17 protein-coding genes are annotated in these 20,803 nt (G+C 74.6%); 12 read left to right on the top strand and 5 right to left on the bottom strand.

The window, feature by feature from the left end; translation table 11 throughout:
- Positions 1-63: 63 nt before the first annotated feature.
- Complete coding sequence (locus ACLWS4_RS14375) at positions 64-567, top strand: allene oxide cyclase barrel-like domain-containing protein (RefSeq protein WP_416874304.1); 504 nt, start codon at positions 64-66, stop codon at positions 565-567.
- A gap of 223 nt (positions 568-790) precedes the next feature.
- Here the strand turns inward: ACLWS4_RS14375 and ACLWS4_RS14370 are convergent, their stop codons facing one another.
- Complete coding sequence (locus tag ACLWS4_RS14370) at positions 791-1,507, bottom strand: TetR/AcrR family transcriptional regulator (RefSeq protein WP_049651127.1); 717 nt, start codon at positions 1,505-1,507, stop codon at positions 791-793.
- 123 nt (positions 1,508-1,630) lie between these two features.
- On the opposite strand from ACLWS4_RS14370, the gene ACLWS4_RS14365 reads away from it, so the two are divergent.
- Positions 1,631-2,332, top strand: a complete 702-nt coding sequence (locus ACLWS4_RS14365; protein ID WP_375877139.1) for an NAD(P)-dependent oxidoreductase — start codon at positions 1,631-1,633, stop codon at positions 2,330-2,332.
- A gap of 139 nt (positions 2,333-2,471) precedes the next feature.
- Here ACLWS4_RS14365 and ACLWS4_RS14360 read toward each other — a convergent pair whose 3' ends face one another.
- Together ACLWS4_RS14360 and ACLWS4_RS14355 are read right to left on the bottom strand one after the other, a co-directional pair.
- On the bottom strand, positions 2,472-3,371 hold the full coding sequence (locus ACLWS4_RS14360; RefSeq protein ID WP_416874303.1) for a hypothetical protein: 900 nt from the start codon (positions 3,369-3,371) through the stop codon (positions 2,472-2,474).
- 106 nt (positions 3,372-3,477) lie between these two features.
- On the bottom strand, positions 3,478-3,759 hold the full coding sequence (locus ACLWS4_RS14355; RefSeq protein WP_049651130.1) for a metal-sensitive transcriptional regulator: 282 nt from the start codon (positions 3,757-3,759) through the stop codon (positions 3,478-3,480).
- Between the two features lie 312 nt (positions 3,760-4,071).
- On the opposite strand from ACLWS4_RS14355, the gene ACLWS4_RS14350 reads away from it, so the two are divergent.
- Together ACLWS4_RS14350 and ACLWS4_RS14345 are read left to right on the top strand one after the other, a co-directional pair.
- On the top strand, positions 4,072-6,318 hold the full coding sequence (locus ACLWS4_RS14350; protein WP_416874302.1) for a heavy metal translocating P-type ATPase: 2,247 nt from the start codon (positions 4,072-4,074) through the stop codon (positions 6,316-6,318).
- 161 nt (positions 6,319-6,479) lie between these two features.
- Positions 6,480-7,022, top strand: a complete 543-nt coding sequence (locus ACLWS4_RS14345) for a hypothetical protein (protein ID WP_049651139.1) — start codon at positions 6,480-6,482, stop codon at positions 7,020-7,022.
- A gap of 45 nt (positions 7,023-7,067) precedes the next feature.
- On the opposite strand, the gene ACLWS4_RS14340 is transcribed toward ACLWS4_RS14345, so the two are convergent.
- Positions 7,068-8,870 carry a protein kinase domain-containing protein gene (locus ACLWS4_RS14340; RefSeq protein ID WP_416874301.1) on the bottom strand — a complete coding sequence of 601 codons (1,803 nt, stop codon included), beginning with the start codon at positions 8,868-8,870 and terminating at the stop codon, positions 7,068-7,070.
- Positions 8,871-9,162: 292 nt separating this feature from the next.
- On the opposite strand from ACLWS4_RS14340, the gene ACLWS4_RS14335 reads away from it, so the two are divergent.
- The 8 genes from ACLWS4_RS14335 (at position 9,163) to ACLWS4_RS14300 (ending at position 20,302) form a co-directional block, all read left to right on the top strand.
- Positions 9,163-13,368: a hypothetical protein gene (locus tag ACLWS4_RS14335; RefSeq protein WP_416874300.1), complete on the top strand. Its 4,206-nt coding sequence runs from the start codon at positions 9,163-9,165 to the stop codon at positions 13,366-13,368.
- A 134-nt stretch (positions 13,369-13,502) separates the two neighbouring features.
- The gene (locus ACLWS4_RS14330; protein WP_049656716.1) at positions 13,503-13,925 is read left to right on the top strand and encodes a hypothetical protein; all 423 of its coding nucleotides are present in this window, start codon (positions 13,503-13,505) and stop codon (positions 13,923-13,925) included.
- Complete coding sequence (locus ACLWS4_RS14325) at positions 13,922-14,731, top strand: nucleotide exchange factor GrpE (protein WP_049656719.1); 810 nt, start codon at positions 13,922-13,924, stop codon at positions 14,729-14,731. Before ACLWS4_RS14330 ends, ACLWS4_RS14325 begins: the two co-directional genes overlap by 4 nt.
- Positions 14,732-14,762: 31 nt before the next feature.
- Positions 14,763-17,333, top strand: coding sequence for an Hsp70 family protein (locus ACLWS4_RS14320; RefSeq protein WP_117487068.1), 2,571 nt, complete (start codon positions 14,763-14,765; stop codon positions 17,331-17,333).
- Positions 17,330-17,695, top strand: coding sequence for a hypothetical protein (locus tag ACLWS4_RS14315; protein WP_416874299.1), 366 nt, complete (start codon positions 17,330-17,332; stop codon positions 17,693-17,695). Before ACLWS4_RS14320 ends, ACLWS4_RS14315 begins: the two co-directional genes overlap by 4 nt.
- A 98-nt stretch (positions 17,696-17,793) precedes the next feature.
- Positions 17,794-18,033, top strand: a complete 240-nt coding sequence (locus ACLWS4_RS14310) for a chaplin (protein ID WP_079272115.1) — start codon at positions 17,794-17,796, stop codon at positions 18,031-18,033.
- A gap of 141 nt (positions 18,034-18,174) precedes the next feature.
- Positions 18,175-19,806, top strand: a complete 1,632-nt coding sequence (locus ACLWS4_RS14305) for an AMP-binding protein (RefSeq protein ID WP_416874298.1) — start codon at positions 18,175-18,177, stop codon at positions 19,804-19,806.
- A 64-nt stretch (positions 19,807-19,870) separates the two neighbouring features.
- Positions 19,871-20,302, top strand: coding sequence for an SRPBCC family protein (locus ACLWS4_RS14300; protein WP_049656735.1), 432 nt, complete (start codon positions 19,871-19,873; stop codon positions 20,300-20,302).
- Positions 20,303-20,383: 81 nt separating this feature from the next.
- On the opposite strand, the gene ACLWS4_RS14295 is transcribed toward ACLWS4_RS14300, so the two are convergent.
- Positions 20,384-20,785 (bottom strand): YccF domain-containing protein, encoded by a 402-nt coding sequence (locus ACLWS4_RS14295; RefSeq protein ID WP_416874297.1) that lies wholly within the window; start codon positions 20,783-20,785, stop codon positions 20,384-20,386.
- Positions 20,786-20,803 lie beyond the last annotated feature (18 nt).

Raw genomic sequence — 20,803 nt, 5'->3', positions numbered from 1 at the left:
CAGCTCGCGGGTCATAGCGTCGAGGGAGTTCGCGCACGAGTTCACAGCGAAGGGGGAGCCTCCATGGGCACCAACGGAAGCAGCAGCAGGTACCTGACGGCCAGGAGATTCGTCGCCGCCGCGCTGGCCACGGCCGCGATCGGATTCGCCGCGGTGGGCACCGCGGACGCCGACAGCCTGCGGAAGGGCCGCGTCGAGGTACTCGAACTCAAGGTCCAGAACGACCAGTACGAGGTTCTGGACCTCGGCGCGGCCGGGCCGAGCCTGGGCGACATGGACGTCTACTCCGGTACCACCGTCCAGGGCGGCCGCAGCGTCGGACGCGGGGGCGGATCGTGCCAGGTCGTCCAGCTCCACGGTGGGGAGGTGACGAAGCAGTGCCTCATCACCATGGAGGTCGAGGGCGGCTCCCTGACCATGCAGTCGCTCTGGACGAAGGGATCGAGTGCCCCGCTCGACATGGCCGTCACCGGCGGTACGGGCGCCTACGCCGGCGCGCACGGAATCGTCCGCTTCTGGGACATCGGCACGCCGGACGAGCGGGCGCGGGCCGAAATCCAGCGCTGATCGGCCCGGGGCTCCGGCCCGCAAACGTGCAGGTGGTGTGAGGCGGGAAGGTTTGCGCGAGAAGTCGGCCTGGCCGACTTCTCGCGCAACTGCTTTCAGGTGTTGGTGGTTGCGGACAGGTGTGAGGCCCCCGACCCGCACGAGGTCCTGAACCGGTGTTCCGCTCCTCCTCACCTCACCGGGCCGCGGGACAAGCCCGATCCGGGCTGTGCGGCGGAGCCGCTCAGCCCTGGTGAGGGATGCCCAGTGCTCGGACGAGCTGGGCCAGTTCCTCGCGGAAGAGCTTGTCCGGGCTGGCCATCTGAGTGTGGAGGTGGCCGTAGATCTCCAGTGACACCAAGCCGTGCAGGTGTCCCCAGATGCGCAGGGCGAGTGCGACGGCGGCGGGGGGCAGCTCCGGGAAGGCCTCGCGCACCTTGTCGCGGAGCCCGGGGTCGAAGTCGGGCCACTCGAACGTGCTGTCTCGGTAGAGGTGTTCGGTGTGGGGCCAGGCAGCCGCCGCGAGTGCGGCGAGTCCTGTGCACACCCGGCGCGCGGCGTCCGGGGCGGCGCCGCCCTCGGGGGCGTGGTAGCCGGGGACCGGGTCACCGTAGACGAGGCGGAAGCCCTCGGGGTTGGCGACGGCCCAGTTCCGGAAGGCGGTGGCCCATGCCTGGATCCGGACCGCCGGGTCCTTGGCGGGGGCGGCCTCCCAGGCCGCGTCCACGGCGTCGGCCAGCGCGGTGTACACGTCGTTGATGAGCGTGGTGACCAGATCGTCGCGGGTGGCGAAGTAGCCGTAGATGGCGTTGGCGGTCATGCCCATCTCTCGGGCGATGGCCCGCAGCGTGATGGCGTCGGGGCCGCCTGAGGCCATCAGCGCCAATGCCACGCTCTTGATTTCGGCCGTCGTCTCGGCGCGCAGCCGCTCGCGTCGTCCTGTGGTCCCGGTAGCCGCCATGCGGACACTCTACAGTGTCACAAGATTGGTTGGCGTATCGAAACTTCACGCCGTATAGTTTTCGCCGTGGCGACCGACGGTCCGTCATGTCGCCGTATTCGCAGGCGGGTTGAGGGGAGAACCATGCACATCGGAGTCATCGGCGCCACTGGCGGCATCGGCAGCCGGGTCGTCACCGAGGCGCTTCAGCGCGGACACCTGGTCTCGGCCTTCGGTCGGGACACTTCACGGATCAAGGAGACCCGCGAGAACATCACCTGGGCCGACGTCGACGTCCTCGACGCGGCGAGCATCGCGGCCGTGCTGCCCGGCCTGGACGTGCTGATCAGCGGATTCCAGCCGGGCAACGCCGCCAAGGACTTCGCCGACACCGTCCGTCGCTCCATCGCCGACCCCACGGTCTACGCGACTGCCGCCCGCGCGCTGCTGACGGCACTGGAGAGCCACCCCAGGACGCGCCTGATCGTGATCGGCGGTGCCGGAAGCCTGGAGGTCGAACCGGGCGTGGTGCGCGCCGACCATGACGAGCTGATCCATGAGAGCCTCGACGCGCTCGGACTGCCCCGGGAGTACGCGGCCGCCGTGCGCGGCCACCGGGACGCCCTGACCGTCCTGCGAACCTCGAATCGGCTGTGGACCTACTTCAGCCCGGCCGAGGACATCGCTCCCGGCGAGCGTACCGGCCGTTTCCGGACCGGTGGCGACCAGTCCGTCCTGGACGCGGACGGACGCAGTCGCATCTCGGTGGAGGACGCCGCGGTCGCCCTGGTCGACGAGGCGGAGCTGCCGCGCTTCGTCCAGCGCCGCTTCACGGTCGGGTACTGAAAGGTCGTAGTCGAGATCCACCCGGGAACCTCTCTCCTGGCCGTGCTCCGGCAAGCCGCTCCGCACCCGATCGGGTGAACGGCAAAGGTGCCGGGCGATCCCGCGAGGGGATCGCCCGGCACCTTTCGTACGGGCCCGCTCAGTGCTGATGGCCGGCCGGGGCGGCGGCGCCTTCCGTCGTCACGGTGAAGGCCGCCGTGTGGACGGTGTCCTGGTGCTTGAAGTCCAGGAAGAGGCGGTAGCTGCCGGTGCTCGGGGCGGTGGTGGTGAAGCCGATCTCCGGGCCCGGGGTGCCGGTGTCCGGGTGGACGTGCAGGTAGGCGAGGTCGCCGGCGCGCAGGGCGACGAGGTGGCCGTACGCGCCGAGGTAGGGCTGGAGGTCGGTGACCGGCCGGCCGTCCTTGCTGACGGTGAGGGTGAGCGTGCCGCTGCGCCCGGGCGTGAGGTCGCCGCCGAGGGTGACGGTGTAGCCGTCGACGGTGACGGTCCGTCCGGTCTCCGGCAGCGGGGCGGGCCGCAGGTCGCCCGCGGCGTGCAGGTCGGCGCCGAGGGTGAGTCCCTCGCTCGCCCCGGCCGGGGTGAAGTCCGCGAAGACCCGGTACTCCCCGGCGGCGGGGACGGCGGTCTGGGCGCTCCAGGTGCCGTCGGCGGCCAGGGTCGGGTGCAGGTGCTGGAAGGTCGACAGGTCGCGCGGGGCGATGATCAGGTGCAGGTCCTTCTCGTGCTGCTGCTGGTAGGCGGTGACGGGCTTGCCGTCCGTGCCGAGGATGCGGAAGCGCAGGTCGGTGGGGGAGCCGGCGGTCACGAACGGGTTCTCGACGCTGAGCGTGTAGCCGCGTTCGGAGACCTGCAGCCCGCCGGGCAGGTGCTCGGCGCCGCCGTCCGTCGACTCCTCGCCGTGCCCGGCGTGCCCGCCGTGCGCGGTGGTGGCGGGCTTGGGGGAGGGGCCGTTGCCGGTGGCGTGGCCGACGCCGAGGGCGAGGCCGAAGGCGGCGGCGAGTCCGGCGGTGAAGGCGGTGATGCGCAGCGGGGTGTTCATGGCGGCGTTTCTCCTCGTGATGCGGGACGGCAGGACGGCGGGGCGGCAGGACGGCGGGGCGGCAGGACGGCAGGACGGCAGGGCAGAAGGGGGACGGGCCGGGCGCTCAGGCCCGCATGAGCCGGGCGATGGCCTGGGTGGCCTCGGCGACCTTGGCGTCCGCCTCGGCCCCGCCGCCCGCGATGGCGTCGTGGACGCAGTGGGCGAGGTGGGAGTCGAGCAGCTGCAGCGCCACGGACTGGAGGGCCTTGGTGGCGGCGGAGACCTGGGTGAGCGTGTCGATGCAGTAGGTGTCGGTGTCGACCATGCGCTGGAGGCCGCGGATCTGGCCCTCGACGCGGCGCAGGCGGCGCAGGAGCTGGTCCTTGTCGTTGTGGTAGCCGGCCATGGGGTCCTCCTCGGGTTCCGGCGCGGGCTCGGTGCGACGTGATGCGACTTGATGCGGTTCGACGCGCCTTGGTGCGGCTCGACGCGGCTCGACGCCGCTCGATGCCGCTCGATGCCCATGAGTGAATACCCCATGGGGGTATCAAGTCAAGCAGTCGCCGCCCCCGGAAAAATACGGGCAGGGGGTATCCGTCAGGTCTTGCGGCCGATACCCCTCAGGGGTATAAATGAACCCGGCACCGCCCGATACCCCCCATGGGTACGAGGGCCCGGCCGCCGAACGTACCGCACGACGACGTCACGAGGAGCGACGATGACTACGCAGGCACCCGCCTCAGCGGAGGTGGAACTCTCGATCGGCGGCATGACGTGCGCCTCCTGCGCGGCCCGGATCGAGAAGAAGCTCAACCGGATGGACGGGGTCACGGCCAGCGTCAACTACGCCACGGAGAAGGCGAAGGTCTCCTTCGAGGGCGGGGTCGAGGTCGCCGACCTGATCGCCACCGTCGAGGCCACCGGCTACACCGCCGCGCTGCCCAAGCCCCCGGCCGCGGAAGGGGGTTCGGGCGCCGGGCAGGCCGAGCCGGCCGACGAACTGGCCCCGCTGCGCCAGCGGTTGTTCACCGCCGTGGCGCTCGCGGTGCCGGTGATCGCGATGGCGATGGTGCCGGCCCTCCAGTTCGACAACTGGCAGTGGCTGTCGCTGACCCTCGCCGCACCGGTCGTCACCTACGCCGCCTGGCCGTTCCACCGGGCCGCGTTCACCAACGCCCGGCACGGCGCCGCGACCATGGACACCCTGGTCTCGCTCGGCACCACCGCCGCGTTCCTCTGGTCGCTGTGGGCGCTGTTCTTCGGCGACGCCGGGATGCCGGGCATGCGGCACGGCTTCGAGTTCACCATCGCCCGCGGCGACGGCTCGTCCAACATCTACCTGGAGGCGGCGGCCGGCGTCACCGCCTTCATCCTGGCCGGCCGCTACTTCGAGGCGCGCTCCAAGCGCACCGCCGGGGCCGCGCTCAAGGCGCTGCTGGAACTGGGCGCCAAGGACGTGACGGTGCTGCGCGGCGGGGCCGAGGTGCGCATCCCGATCGCCGACCTCGCCGTGGGCGACCGCTTCGTGGTCCGGCCGGGCGAGAAGATCGCCACCGACGGCACGGTGGTCGAGGGTGCCTCGGCGGTGGACGCCTCGATGCTGACCGGCGAGTCCGTCCCGGTCGAGGTCGGGGTCGGCGACAGCGTCACCGGCGCCACCGTCAACGCGGGTGGCCGGCTGGTGGTCGAGGCCACCCGGGTCGGCGCCGACACCCAGCTGTCCCGGATGGCCCGGCTGGTCGAGGAGGCGCAGAACGGCAAGGCCGCCGCCCAGCGCCTCGCGGACCGGATCTCCGCGGTCTTCGTCCCGATCGTGATCACCCTCGCGGTGGCCACCCTCGGCTACTGGCTGGGCACCGGCGAAGGCTGGACCGCCGCCTTCACCGCGGCCGTCGCCGTGCTGATCATCGCCTGCCCGTGCGCCCTCGGCCTGGCCACCCCGACCGCCCTGCTGGTCGGCACCGGCCGCGGCGCCCAGCTGGGCGTCCTGATCAAGGGCCCGGAGGTCCTGGAGTCCACCCGCAAGGTCGACACCATCGTCCTGGACAAGACCGGCACCGTCACCACCGGCCAGATGACCCTGCTCGCCGTGCACACCGCCAGCGGCGTGGACCGGGCCGAGGTGCTGCGCCTGGCCGGCGCCCTGGAGCACGCCTCCGAGCACCCGATCGCCCGGGCCATTGCCACCGCCGCCGCCAAGGCCGGCGAACTGCCCGCCGTCGAGGGCTTCGAGAACGTCCCGGGCCTGGGCGTCCAAGGCGTGGTGGACGGCCACGCCGTGGTGGCCGGCCGGGAGGCCCTGCTGAACGAGTGGTCGCAGTACCTGCCCGAGGCGCTGGCCGAGGCCAAGCGCACCGCCGAGGCGGCCGGCCGCACCGCGATCGCGGTCGGCTGGGACGGCGAGGCCCGGGCCGTGCTGGAGGTCGCCGACGCGGTCAAGCCGACCAGCGCCGAGGCCATCGGCAGGCTGCGCGCCCTGGGCCTGACCCCGGTGCTGCTCACCGGCGACAACCGGCTGGTCGCCGAGGCCGTGGCGGCCGAGGTCGGCATCGGGCCGGAGCACGTGATCGCCGAGGTCATGCCGCAGGACAAGGTCGACACCGTCAAGCGGCTGCAGGCCGAGGGCAAGGTCGTCGCGATGGTCGGCGACGGCGTCAACGACGCGGCCGCGCTCGCCCAGGCCGACCTGGGCCTGGCGATGGGCACCGGCACGGACGCCGCCATCGAGGCCGGCGACCTCACCCTGGTCCGTGGCGACCTGCTGGCCGCGGCGGACGCCATCCGGCTCTCCCGCAAGACCCTGGCCACCATCAAGAGCAACCTGTTCTGGGCCTTCGGCTACAACGTCGCCGCCCTGCCGCTGGCCGCGGCGGGTCTGCTCAACCCGATGATCGCGGGGGCCGCGATGGCCTTCTCCTCGGTCTTCGTGGTCGGCAACAGCCTCCGGCTGCGCCGCTTCCGCTGAGCAGCTGAGCAGCTGAGCCGCCGAGCCGCGGAGCCACCGAGCCGCTCCGCACCGCCGGGCCGAGGCCCCGGAACCCCACCAGGGTTCCGGGGCCTCGGTGCGCGCCGCCGCCGCAGACCCTGGCCGACCAGCGCCGATCGCCCGCGACTAGAGTCCGACCCATGGACGAAGACACCGCGCTCTGGCACCGGATCGCCGACCTCCTGCCCGCCGACGCCGCCCAGGGCGTCAAGGACTGCCGGGCGGTCGGCGAGCAGGAGAGCGGGCTCGGCCTGCTGGTCGAGGGCCTGCTCGCCCGCCAGATCCCGATCGGCGGTACGGACCGGGCGCGGATCTCCGTGCTCACCGAGGAGTGGGGGGAGCGCGAGCGGCTCGCCCCCGGCCTGCTGCGCTGCCCGGGCGACGGCGCGCCCGCCCCGGTACGGCTGCTGGACGGCGAGCGCGACGAGGCCGAGGTGGTGACGGGCTGGAGCGAACCGGAGCTGGCCGACCTGGTCCTCGTCCCGTGGATCGGCTGCACCCGCTGCGGCCGGACCCTGCTGCGCGCCCACACCTGGGAGCCCTGGGACGACTTCTCGTACCACGCCGAGCGCTACGTGATCAGCACGCCGGACGGCCGCCGGGCGGAACGGATCCTCCCGCGGGACGCCGCCGGGGCGGCCTTCGCCGAGCTCCTCCACGGCTGCCCGGAAGCCACGGCCTGACCCCTCCGACGAACTGCTCCAGGGCTGCCCGGAAGCGCACCGACGCTAACCCTCCTCCGGCAGCTCCACCGCCTGCCAGCGGTACGCCGCGTCCTCCTGCCACACCTGCAACTCGCCCTCCACCACCGCCGCCAGGCACAGCCGCCAGTCGTCGCCGATGGCCAGCGCGACCCGGGTGGCCGGGCGCAGCGTGGGCCGCCACCAGCGCGGCCGGCGGGACGCGCCGCCGGCCGGCAGCCGCAGCCGTACGCCGCCCGCTCCGGCCAGTGCGACGGTCGGGCCGCCGCGGTGGCCCACCATGGCGAGGCCGAGCGAGGGCTCGCCGTCGCCGATCTCCGTTCCGGCCTCCGTTCCCGCCCCGGCTGCCCCCGCCCCCGTCCCCGCGCCCAGCGTGTGCAGCTGGACGGAGCCGTCCGCCCGCAGCACGGCGGCCTGCGGTCCCGCGGAGGTGCGGGCCAGCGCCCCGGCGCGCAGCGGACCGGCCGGGCCCACCGGGACGGGCGGTCGGGCGGCGCCGGGCCGCCAGCTCAGCAGCCGTTCGCGGTGCTCGACCAGCAGCAGCCAGCTGCCGGGCCGCTCCTCCTCGGCGGCGAGCACCCGGTCGGCCGGGCAGCCGGGGTGCTCCTGGCCGGTGAGGGTGCGGCCGGGCGCCCAGCGGTACGAGCGCAGCGCGCCGCCGACGGCCGCCCACACCGTCATCTCCCCGGCCGAACCGACCGCGCCCGCCAGGCCGTTGACCCCGCGCGCGGCCTCCCACCAGCCCGCGGCCGTACCGACCCACAGGGTGCCGCCGCGGTCCTCGGCGCAGACCACCAGCTCGCCCGGGTGTCCGGCCCAGCCGGCCGTCAACTCCCGTACGGCGGAGAGGCCCTGGCCCGCAGGTAGGGCCCGGCCGGGGCTGCCGGGCCCGGTCAGCGCGGTGCCGTCGGCGCCGCCGGTGACCACCAGCGGGCGCCCGGCCGGGTCGGGCAGCACGGCCAGGCCCGCGGTACGGGCCACCGGCCGGTGGGCGCGCAGCAGTTCACGGCCCCGGGCGGCCCACGGGCCGAGCGGGGCGGGGCGGCGGTCCGGGTCGCGGGCCAGCGGCTCGCAGGCCCAGCGCGCCAACTCCTCGCCGTAGCCCGCCGCCAGCAGTTCGGCGCGGGCCTGTTCGGCGGCCAGCCGGTGGTCCAGGCGGCCGTGGTCGGGCAGCAGCAGGGTGCGGGCGAGGGTGCCGACCGCGAACAGGTCCTTGGCGGTGGTCGGGAAGCCGCCGACCTGCTCGGCCTCCGGCGGGACGTGCCCGGGGGTGAACACCGCGACGGTCAGGGCGTGGTCCAGCGGGGCGAGGAAGGTCAGGTCGATCAGCTTGACCTGCCCCTGGCCGTCCACCAGGACGTTGGCGGGGGAGATGTCGCGGTGCACCCAGCGCTTGCGGTGCAGCTCGTCGACGATCCGGCAGAGCCGGGCCAGCACCTCGGCCACCGCCGGCGGGCCGCCGCGCTGGCCGCGCGCCCAGGTGTGCAGCGGCACGCCCTCGACCCAGGGCGAGATCTGGTAGCCCAGCAGCGCGCCGCCGGGCGGGGTGCCGGGCCGGTGCGGGGAGGGGCCGAGCAGGAAGCTGGGCACGACGAGGTCGGTGACGCCCAGCCGGTGCGCGTTGTGCGAGACGTCGTCCCAGCGGCCGAGCCAGCGCCGCACCTCGCCCGGGTCGCGCTCCAGCATGATCTTCGCGGCGACCAGTTCCTTGCGCCCGTTGTGCCCGGTGCGGACCGCCCGCCACACCTCGGCCTCGCCGCCCCGGTGGTGGAACTCCAGGAGTTCGTACTGCTCGGGGTCGAACTCCGGCCCGAACCGGAGCCCGGGCACCCAACGCGACTCCGACACTCGACCCCCGACGGTTGACCGCTGTTGACGCGCCGGTTCAGGTGCCGCCGGCGCGCTGCTGGCTGTGCTGCCGTTCCGCTCCCGACGAGCTGCTGCTGTGCTGCTGTCGTACGGCTGCCGCGCTGCCCAGGATAGTGCGCTTTCCTGTTCGGCTGTCCGATCGAGGGCCTATTCTGATGGCGCCCGAGCAACATCACGACACGACGTCAACTCATGATCTCCAGAAGCCAGTTGGTCATGGGATGGATGGTGTCCGAACCCAGGGGGACGGTGCATGGCGCTGTTAGCGGTGCTGCTGGTCGTGGTGGCGCTGGCCGGTGCGGCGGCCGCCGTCGTGCTGGCCCGCCGCCGTCGGGCCCTGGACGCCGCGACGGTGGCGAGGGAACTGGCCGCCGCCGCCGCCCGGCTCGCCGCCGGCCGGGACGCCCAGGCCCGCCGCCGCTACGCCCGGCTGGCCCGCCGACTCGCCGACGCACCCGGGGAGTTGGGCCCGCAGCGCGGCCTCGCCCTGCTCGGCCAGGCCGAGGCCACCGTCCCCACCGGCGACCAGGAGGCCACCCTCGCCCTGCACCGCGAGGCCTACCCGCTGCTCGCCGACCCGGCCCGGCAACTGCCCCGGTGGAGCCTGCGCCTGCTCGCCGAGGAGCGGCTGCGGGCACCCGACGGCGACCTCGGCCCGCTGTTCGCCCACCTCCAGGCCACCGCCGCCGGCCCCGAGCCCGGCGCGGAGGCCGAGACCGTCGCCCGCACCGTCGACTGGCTCCAGCACCGCTGCCGCGACGGCGCCCCCGAGCAGCGCGAGGACACCACCGCCCGCGCCCTCGCCGCCCTGCCCGGCCGGGACTGGCCGGTGCTCGCCCGGGCCGCCCTGCTGCGCGCCACCGACCGGGCCGCCGAGGCCGAGGCCCTGCTCGCCGCCGCGGCCCCCTCCGGCAGCGCCGAACTCTGGTTCCGCTGGGGCGCCCAGCTCTACACCCTGCACCGCGACGAACCCGCCGTCGCCGCCTTCGACGAGGCGCTGCGCCGCGGCCCCGGCGAACCCTCCCCGTGGGGGCGCGGCCCGGCCCTGCGCGCCGACGGCCTGCTCTTCCGCGGGCTGGCCCGCCAGCGCCTCGGCGCCACCGAGGCGGCCTGGGCCGACCTCGCGGCCGCCGCCGGCGAGAGCCCGGCCGACCCCCGCCCCCGCTACGCCCTCGGCCGGCTCGCCCTGCTGCTCGGCGCCGACGAGCGGGCCCGGGAGCAGTTCACCGCCGCCCTGGCCGTCCGGCCCGGCTTCGCCCCGGCCCGGTTCGGCCTCGCCCTGGTGCACGAGCGCGCCGAACGCCCCGCCGAGGCCGCCGCCGACTACCGGGCCGGCCTCGGCGCGGCCCCCGACTGGCGCCCCGCCCGGGTCCGGCTCGGCGCCGCTCTGCTCGCCGCCGGGCGGGCCGAGGAGGCCGAGCCGCTCCTGCGCGCCGAGGTCGACACCGGGGCCGCCGCCGGTACCCGGGCCGGTACCGAACCGGGCACCCGCTGGACCGCCGTCGCCGCCTTCCACCACGGCCTCGCCCTCGCCCGCACCGGCGACCCGGCCGGCGCCCTCGCCCGCTGGGAGGCACTGGACGACGAGGACCTGCGCCCCCGCCGGGCCCTGGCCCGCGACCGGCTCGCCCGCACCCGGCTGGACACCGACCCGACGGCCGCCCGCGAACTCTGGCAGCAGGCCACCGCCGAGCACCCGGACGCTCCCGGCTACCGCGCCGCGCTGCGCGAAGCCGCCCTGCGCGAGGCCGCCCACCTGCTGGTCACCGGCCGCGACCACGCCGAACCGCGCCGCCGCGCCGCCGCCGCGCTCGCCCTCGCCGACACCCTGCCCGGCGCCCTCACCCACCGCCAGGCCCGGCTGCGCGCCGCCCTCGCCCTGGCCGAGGGCACCCCGGAGCCGGTCGCCACCCTGCTCGACGCCGACCTCGGCCCGCGCGACCGCTACCACCTGGCCGCCGTCGCCCTGCTGGCCGGCCGCCCGGCCCGGACGATCGCCCTGCTCGGCCCGCCCGACCCGGCCGGCGACCCGGCGACCGCCCGGCTGCGCGCCCTGCTCGCCGAACGGGCCGGCAACTGGGCAGCCGCCCTGGACTGGTACCGGCACTTCCTCACCTCCGGCACGGCCGTGGCGGAGCCGGCCGGCGACTGCGCGCTCTGCGACCGCCCCGCCACCGGTACCTGCGGCGGCTGCGGCCGCGAGGCCTGCCCCGACCACCAGCACGCCCCCGAGGCCGCCGCCCCGCCCCGCTGCGTCCGCTGCTCCGCCCCCGCGCTGCGCGCCGTCCTCGACTGCGCCCGCCGGGCCGGCGTCCCCGAGCAGGCCGAACCGGTGCTCGCCCGCTGGGCCGTGGCGCTCGGCGACGGCGCCGCCGCCGTGCCCGTCCGGACCGACCTCGCCCTGCTGCGCGCCGAACTCGGCCGCCTGGACGAGGCCCTGGCCGGGGTGCCCGCCGAGGCCGGGGCGGCCCGCGCGGCCGTCCTGGTCCGCCGGGCCGGCGCCGCCCTCGCCGCCGGTCGGCTCGGCCAGGCCGCCGTCGACCTGCGCCAGGCGCTCCAGCCCGTCCCCGGCGACGGGGTGCCGGGGCGTGAGGTGCCGGGCCGTGAGCGGGTGGCCGGCGCGCTCGCCCTGCTCGCCGAGCACGAGGCGCACCAGGCCGTCCTCGACGGCCGCCACCGCGAGGCCTGGGAGGCCTACCGCGAGCTGCTGCTCAGGGACCCGGCCCACCCCCGGGTGCTGCACGCGCTCGGCCTGGCCGGCTACCGGCTCGCCGCCGGTGCCTCCGATGCCGCCGACACCTCCGATGCCGCCGCCGACACCGCCGACGGTCCCGACAGCCCAGGCGAGGAGGTCTGGGCCTGGACGATCGGCAGCCTCGTCGCCGCCCTGCACCAGCCCGAGCTGTGGGCCGAGTCCGCCCGGACCACCGGCCGCACCGCCGAGCCCCAGCGGCTGGCCGCCGCCCGCGCCGGACTGCTCGACCGCCTCCGCGACGACCTGCGCGCCCTGGACCGGGCCGCCGGGCGCAGCGGGGACGAGGTCACCGCCTGGACGCTGCGCCTCGGCCTGGAGACCCACTGCGCGGACGCGCTCGCCCAGGAGGACGTCCGGATCACCCTGCCAGGCCGCCCGGCCCGCCGCCTCGCGCTCGGCCCGACCCTCGACCGGCTGCTGCGCGCCGATCCCGGAGCGGACGGCTGGGCCGAGGCCTTCGAGCAGGCCGTCCGGCCCTGGCGGCAGCGCCCGTCCGGCCCCGACGCGCCCGCTCCCACCCGGGCCCTCGGCCTGTTCGGCGAACTCGGCCCGCAGCGCTACCTGCAGCTCCAGGGCCGGCAGGCCGCCGCCGTCGCCGCCCTGGACGCGGTGCCCGAGCAGCGGCGCGGCGAGGACTGGCAGGAACTGCTCGGCGAGTCCCTGGTCAGCCAGGCCCGCGAGCACCACCGCAACCAGGACTGGCGCGAGGCCCTGGACAGCCTCTCCCGCGCCCGGGCCGTCCCCGGCGCCAGGCTGCCCGCCGACGCCGCCGCGATCGCCGCCGAGTCCGGGGTCCGGGCCGCCCGCGCGCTGCTCAAGAACAGCCTGGACGACCAGGCCGGAGCCGCCGAACTCCTGGAGAAGGCCCTGGCGTTGGCCCCCGACGACCCCGAGGTGCGGGGCGACCTCGGCGCCACCTACGCCCAGTGGGCGCGCAAGATCAACAACGAGGACAAGGACTACTCCCGCGCCCTCGGGCTGCTGGAGAAGAGCCTGGAGCTGGTCCCCGGCGACCCGACCGCCCGGCACTTCCTGGAGGCCGCCCTCGGTAACCGGGCCGGCCAGCTCAGCCACCCCGACGCCACCGACGCGGAACTGGAGGAGGCCGCCGGCGCCTGGCGGGCGCTCGTCGAACTCAACCCCGACCCCGACCACCGGATCGGCCTGATCTTCGTCCTGCGCCAGCTCGCCCGCTCGGCGGCCTTCGCCGACGACCACCGGCGCGCCGTCGCGTGGATGGCCGAGGCGCTGCGCGCCGACCCGGAGTGGGAGGGCGGGGTCGAGCACGAGGCCCCGCGCCTGGTCTCGGTGCTGATCGCCAACCACGTGGTGGACGCGATGCAGGACAAGCCGTTCGCGGACCAGGCCGCGATGCTCGAGAAGGCCAGGTCCTACGACGACTCGACCGACATCCGCCGCCTGATGGTCAGCCTCTGGCGCGGCAAGGCCATCAGCCACTACGAGGCCCGCCGCTACCGGGCGGCGATCAAGCTGCTGGAGGAGGCGCTCGAACTGTCCGGCACCCAGGAGGACACCGACAAGCTGTGCCGCGAACTCGGCATCGTCTACGGCTCGTTCGCCGTCCAGCAGGCCAACGCCCGGAAACTGCGCGAGGCCAAGGAGCTGGCCCGCACGGCCGTCGAGTACAGCCCGGACGACCCTGAGCTGCACGCCATGCAGATGCGGATCAGGTCGCTCTACTGACGGCAACCGCACGGCAGTCGGGAGCGTCCTGGACCGTACGCCGAAGACCGCAGGCCGATCCCCGTCGCCCCGGGCCGTCACCCGAACCGCCGACCGAACCGCCACCGCCACCGTGAGGAGAGAGACCTCCCGCCATGCCACTGCACGAACCGTCGCCGTACGAGGTCCTGGGCATCCCGCTCACGGCCGGCGTGCGCGAGATCAACCTCGCCGTCGGACCGGCGATGCGGGCCGGCCGGTACACCCGGCAGCAGATCCAGGAGGCCGCCGCGCTGCTGCGCAACCCGGACCGGCGCCTGGAGGCGGACCTCCAGCGGCCCCTCCCGCCGGAGCCGGTCGACCAGGCCGCCGAGCTGCTCGCCCCCGCACTCGTCGAGCCGCTGCTGGTGATCGAGCGCCCGCCGCTGCCGCCCGCCGCCCTGCCCGCCCTCCACCGGGCCGAGCTGGCCGCCGACTTCACCGAGCCCGCCCCCGGCGGCGCCGACCCCGAACCGCCCGTCCCCGCCCGCTACGCGGCGGACCTGTCCGTGCTGCCGCAGATCGAGGTCCCAGAATGACCGACGCACCCACCGACGCGCCCGCCGCCGCCCCTGCCGACGCACCCGCCGAAGCCCCGGCCGGTGGCCACCGGCCGCTGGAGATCCCGCCCGGCGTCGAGGACGTCGACCTGGAGCAGGCGTTCGGCCGACTGCTCTTCCGGGCGTCCCTGCTGGGGAGCAAGCTGACGGAGCAGAAGCAGGAAGCCCGGGCCGAGCAGCGCGAACTGCTGGGCATCCTGGTCGAGGTGGACGACGCGCTCGCCGCCCTCGGCCTGGACCGCGAGCTGGTGGCGCTCGGGCGCGGCGCCGGCCTGGAGGCCACCCGGCGCCGGCTGCTCGGGCAGCTCGCCAAGGCCAGGGTGCGGCCGATGCGGCTGGAGGGCATGACGGCCGACCCGGACCTGACCGAGATCGTGGGCACCGAGGCCCGGTCCGGGGTGGCGCCGGAGACGGTGGTACGGACGGTGGTGACCGGGTTCTTCTGGGGGGACGAGGTGCTGCGCCGGGCCCAAGTGGTGGTCGCCGCACCGGAGTCGGAGCCGCACCCGGACCCGTACCCGGAGCCTGCGGTCGCCGAGCCGGAGGCGCCCGGGGCCGCCGGGGCCACCGGGGCCGCCGAGACCGTCGAGACCGTCGAAGCCTTCGAGGCAACGGAAGCCGCCGAGACCGTCAAGCCCGAGACACCCGAGGCACCCGAGGCGGACGACGCACCCGAAGCCGCCGCGCCGGTCACCCGGGCCCAGCCCAAGGCGGCCCCGCCCCGGGCCCGCCGCCGGGCCAAGGCCGTGGCCGAGCAGGCCAGGCAGATGAAGCGCAAGAAGTAGCCAGGACCACGAGGGGCAAGAGGGGAACGACATGTACCGCACACTCGGCATCGACCTGGGCACCACCAACTCCGTGGTCGCCCACCTGCGCCGGGGCGAGCCGGAGATCATCTTCAACCGGCAGAACCAGGAGGCGACGCCCTCCGTGGTCGGCAGCGGCCGCAAGGGCGAGCTGCTGGTGGGTTCCACCGCGCGCAGCCGGATCGCCGTCGACGGCGCCAACGTGATCCGCTCGGTCAAGCGCTTCATGGGCCGCAAGTTCAAGGACCCGCAGGTCCAGGCGGCCCTGAAGGAGGTGGACTACAAGGTCACCGCGGGCACCGACGGCGACGTCAACGTCTGGTTCAACGGCCGCTCGTACACGCCGATCGAGATCTCCGCGATCATCCTGCACCGCCTCAAGGAGGATGCCGAGCAGCGCTTCGGCGAGCCCTTCCACCGCGCCGTCATCACCGTCCCCGCGTACTTCGGCGAGCGGCAGGTCGCGGCCACCCAGGAGGCGGGCCGGATGGCCGGCCTGCACGTGCTGCGGATCATCAACGAGCCGACCGCAGCCGCCCTCGCCTACGGCATCACCTCCGAGGCGGGCGAGGAGGGGAAGACCGTCCTGGTCTACGACCTCGGCGGCGGCACCTTCGACATCTCCATCCTGCTGCTGGTGCCCGGCTCGGTCTCGGTGCTCGGCATCGAGGGCGACAACCTGCTCGGCGGCGACGACTTCGACCGGGGGATCACCACCGCGCTGCTGGAGGACATCCGCGAGGAGTACGGCGCGGAGTACCAGCCCGACCTGCGCGACCGTCCGAAGATCGCCGCGACCGCCGAGACCATCAAGATCGAGCTCTCCCACCAGGAGTCCTCCGAGGTCATCCTGCCGGGCCTGGGCGCCGGACAGCTGGTGCTGGAGACGGAGTTCGAGCGGGCCCGCTTCGAGGAGCTGATCGAGGCCCGGATCGAGCGCACCATCGAGCTGACCCACAAGGCCATCATGCAGGCCAACCTGACCGTCGGGGACATCGACGAGGTGGTGCTGGTCGGCGGCTCGACCGCGATCCCGCTGGTCGCCCGCCGGCTCGGCGAGGTCTTCGGCCCCCGCCGGATCCGGCGCGGCGTCAACCCGATGCAGTGCGTGGCGCTCGGCGCGGCCGTGCAGTCCGCGCTGGTCGGCGAGGTGGAGTGCCCCGAGTGCCGGGCCCCCGGCGACCTGTCCGCCTCCAACTGCGCCAACTGCGCCGCCGGCCTGCTCGGCGGCGACCGGGTCTCCTGCCCGACCTGCCACCTCCCGGTCGACGCCGGGGCGGCCTCCTGCCCCAAGTGCGAGCAGGCGCTGGACGGTTCGGGCGGCGGCGGGACGGTCCCGCGGCAGGCCACCCGGGCCACCGCCGTGGTGCACGGCGGCAACTGCCCGCGCTGCGGCACCCCGGCCGCCCCCGGCGTCACCGCCTGCGAGCTGTGCGGCGAGCCGCTCAACTCGGCCGCCCCGGGCCACACCAGGGTGGCCACCACCGCCGCCGAGGACGTCGGCCTGCGCTGCGCCTCCTGCGGCCTGGTGAACCCGCCGGGCTGTGAGGTCTGCCCGGGCTGCGGCGAGCTGGCGCAGGTCACCAACCCGTTCGACATCACCCCGAAGAACCTCGGCATCGAGCTGAACGACGGCCGCCTCGCCGTCATCATCCCCAAGAACACCAGCTACCCGACGAGTTCGCCGGTCAGCCGGGAGTTCGTGGTCTCCGGCAGCGGCCGGCAGCGGCTGGAGGTCGCGGTCTACGAGGGCGAGCACGAGATCGCCCAGCAGAACGAGCTGATCGGCCACCTCACCCTGCGGCTGCCCGAGGGCCTGGGCGGCCGTACCCCGGTGGAGGTCGCCTTCGGCCTCGACCGGGACCGCACCATCACGCTGTCGGTGCGGATCCAGGGCGGCGCCGAGAAGACCGTCAAGCTGGAGCGGGTCACCCTCGACCCGGAGCTGAAGGTGCAGGTGGAGGAGCAGCAGCGGCAGATCGAGTCCTTCACCGACCGCTGGGGCGGCGAGCTGACCGAGGCCGAGATGCGCGAGGCGCAGCGGCTGATGGACACCCTGGACGACCTGGCGGCCGGGCAGACCCGCGGCCAGTCGGTGGACGCGGCGCTGGAGCGGGCCCAGCAGCAGCTCAAGGCCCAGCGCTGGGTGCGCGGCTCGGAGGCGTACCTGAGCCTGTTCATCCACTACTGCGAGAAGCTCCTCGACCCGAGCGACCTGGACCGGCTGCGGTCGGTGGCCGCCGAGCTGCGGCTGCGCCGGGAGGCCGCCGACTGGGACGGCGCGGTGCGCTCGGCCCGCAAGGCGGACGAGCTGTGCGACTCGCTCGGGCACACCATGCGGATGCTGACCATGTGCAACATCTATGTGACCCAGAGCATGGTCTCGCCCGCCCTGGCCCAGCTGATCATGGCCGAGCTGCGCGGCCTGGACGAGGCCGTGGAGGCGCCCAACATGGCGGACGTGAACACCCACATGTCGAACCTGCTGGCCCTGTACGCGCAGGCGCAGCGGGAGCTGGGCAGCGAGCCGGCCCAGGAGTCGCTCGGCCCGGTCCGGCCGGAGGAGGCGGGGCCGCGATGAGCGCCGTGGACGCGGTGGACGCCGTGTCCGTCCCGGGCGCCGGGGGCGCTGTCGCGGCCCTTGGGGCCCCGCCGGTGCCGTGCCCGCTGTGCAGGGTTCCGGCGGACCCGGTGACCCTGCGCTGCCCGTCCTGCCGGGAGGACCTGTCCGTGCTGTTCCGGCTGCGTTACGCCGGACGGATCGACTACAACCACGCACTGGAGGCCCTGGCGGCCGGGGAGGGGCCGCTCGCCCTCGGGCTGCTGCACCGCGCGGTCGCGGCCGAGCCAGGGCTTCGTCCGGCCCGGGACCTGCTGGAATCGCTCGGCGGCGCCGGCCCCGAGGGCGGGGAGCCGGTGGGTCGGGAGGGCGACACGCCCTAGACGGGCGAATCCGGCGTGCGGAGGAGCGCATCCCTTGTGATCGTGGGCGAGGTGTGATCGTCACACTTCGACCCGCTCTGCTCACAAGGAGTGACGCAATGCGTATGCGTACCACCTTCGCCGCCACCGCCCTCGCCGCGGTGACGGTCCTCGCCGGGGCCGGCACCGCGTCCGCCGGCGACGCCACCGCCAACGGGGCCGCCATCGGTTCGCCCGGCATCCTGTCCGGCAACGTGATCCAGGTCCCGATCAACCTGGAGGCCAACGTCTGCGGGAACTCGATCGACATCATCGGGCTCCTCAACCCGGCGTTCGGCAACACCTGCATCAACAAGTGACCCCGCGCGCTGGGGCCGTCCGTCGACCGTGACGGGCGGCCCCAGCGCCGTGTCCGTACCCCCGTTCGGGGGTGGCGGCGCGGGGCCGGCGCCCGCGACCATGGACCCCGTCCCGCACCGCCGTCCCCAGGGAGCCCGCCCGTGCCGACCACGCCGACCCCGCGCAGCTACGCCTCCGGCACCTCGGACGTCCCGCTGCTCGGCGACACCATCGGGGAGAACCTCGACCGCGCGGTGCGCGCCTTCCCCGGGCGCGACGCCCTGGTCGACCGGGCCACCGCCCGCCGCTGGACGTACGCCGAACTCGCCGCCGACGTCGACGCCCTGGCGCTCGGCCTGCTGGAACTCGGGATCGCCAAGGGGGACCGGGTCGGCATCTGGGCCCCCAACTGCGCCGAGTGGACGCTCACCCAGTACGCCACCGCCAAGCTCGGCGCGATCCTGGTCACGGTCAACCCGGCCTACCGCGCCCACGAGTTGGAGTACGTGCTGAACCAGGCCGGCATCCGGCTGCTGGTCGCCGCCGAGCGCTTCAAGACCTCCGACTACGCCGGGATGATCTCTGAAGTGCGGCCCCGCTGTCAGGAGTTGGAGCACGTCCTGCTGCTCGGCGGCCCCGACTGGGACGCGGTGACCGCCGCCGGACGGCGCGCCGACCCGGCCCGACTCGCCGAACGGCAGAGCGAGTTGGCCCCCGACGACCCGATCAACATCCAGTACACCTCCGGGACGACCGGCTTCCCCAAGGGCGCGACGCTCTCCCACCACAACATCCTCAACAACGGATACTTCGTCGGGGAGTTGCTCGCCTACACCGAGCAGGACCGGATCTGCGTCCCGGTGCCGTTCTACCACTGCTTCGGCATGGTGATGGGCAATCTCGCCGCCACCTCGCACGGCGCCTGCATGGTCATCCCCGCCCCCTCCTTCGAGCCCGGCGCCACCCTGGCCGCCGTCGCCGCCGAGCGCTGCACCTCGCTGTACGGCGTGCCGACCATGTTCATCGCCGAGCTGGCCGACCCGGACTTCGAGCGCTACGACCTCGGCAGCCTGCGCACCGGCATCATGGCCGGCTCGCCCTGCCCGAGCGAGGTGATGAAGGAGGTCATCGGGCGGATGGGCATGGCGCAGGTCTCCATCTGCTACGGCATGACCGAGACCTCGCCGGTCTCCACCCAGACCCGGGTCGACGACCCGGTCGAGCGGAGGGTCGCCACGGTGGGCCGGGTCGGCCCGCACCTGGAGGTCAAGGTGGTCGACCCGGCCACCGGTCGGACTGTCCCGCGCGGCGAACCCGGCGAGCTCTGCACCCGCGGCTACTCCGTCATGCTCGGCTACTGGGGCGAGCCCGAGCGCACCGCCGAGGCCGTCGACGCCGCCCGCTGGATGCACACCGGGGACCTCGCGGTGATGGACGGGGACGGCTACCTCGCCATCACCGGCCGGATCAAGGACATGGTGATCCGCGGCGGCGAGAACCTCTACCCGCGGGAGATCGAGGAGTTCCTCCACACCCACCCGGACATCCTCGACGTCCAGGTCATCGGCGTCCCCGACGCCAAGTACGGGGAGGAGCTGATGGCCTGGATCCGGATGCGGGAGGGCGCCGAGCCGCTCACCGCCGAGGCCGTCCGCGGGTACTGCGCGGGCCGGCTCGCCCACGTCAAGATCCCGCGCTACGTGCACGTGGTCGAGGAGTTCCCGATGACGGTCACCGGGAAGATCCGCAAGGTCGAGATGCGGGCGCAGGCCCAGCGGATCCTGGGGCTCTGACCGGGGCCCGCCTCCGCCCGGGCGAGTCCGGGGAGCGCGCCGGCCCGCCCGGCGGGAGAGTGTGATCATGCTCGACGTCACAGTGGAACGCCTGATCCCCCTCCCGCCCGCCACGGTCGCCGCCTACGCGATGGACTGGCGCCACGACTCCGAGTGGACCCGGGGCATCCGCAGCGCCACCCTCACCCGGGAGGCCGACACCGGCGGCTTCGGCGCGGGCGCCGAGGTCACCCGGACCGCGCACTTCCTGGGCCGGTCCTTCTCGTACGTGCTGCGCGTGTCGCGCCACGACCCGCCGACGGTGCTCGACATGGTCTCCGTCGCCGGGCCGATGCCCATGCGCGTCACCTACACCTTCGAGCCCACCCGGACCGGCACCTTCGCCCGCATCCGCGTCCGCGGCGGCCTCCGCCTGGCCGGCCCGCTGATGTCCCGCCCGGTGCGGTCCGCCCTCACCGCGGACCTGCGCGCCCTGGAGTCCCGCCTCGGCCGCTGACGCCCGCCCCCCCCCGCGCGCGAACGCGGACGGCCGGCGCGGGCTGCTGCCCGTCGCCGGCCGTCGAGGTCCGTGTCCCGGTTACCGCGCGCCCCACTCCCGGTCCGTCGGCACGATCTCGCGGCCGAGCGGCATCAGCGAGATCGGGATCATCTTCAGGTTGGCCCACCCGAAGGGGATGCCGATGATCGACAGGAACAGCGGGATGCTGGTGACCAGGTGCCCGATCGCCAGCCACCACCCGGCGAAGACCAGCCAGATCACGTTCCCGACGCACGACGCCGGCCCGGCGTCCGGCCGCTCCACCGCCGTCCGCCCGAACGGCCACAGGATGAAGCCGGCGATCCGGAAGGAGGCGATGCCAAATGGAATGGTAATGACAAGTACGCAGCAGATGATTCCGGCGAGTACGTAGGCAAGAGCCATCCAAATGCCGCAGAAAACCAACCAGATGACATTGAGGATGAACTTTATTGCACTCATGCTCGGTACCTTCTCACG

It is taken from the genome of Kitasatospora sp. SC0581 (assembly GCF_048159585.1).
Lineage (GTDB): Bacteria > Actinomycetota > Actinomycetes > Streptomycetales > Streptomycetaceae > Kitasatospora.
The sequence above is the reverse complement of the archived record's forward strand: the minus strand, read 5'-3'. Positions and strand labels throughout refer to the sequence as shown.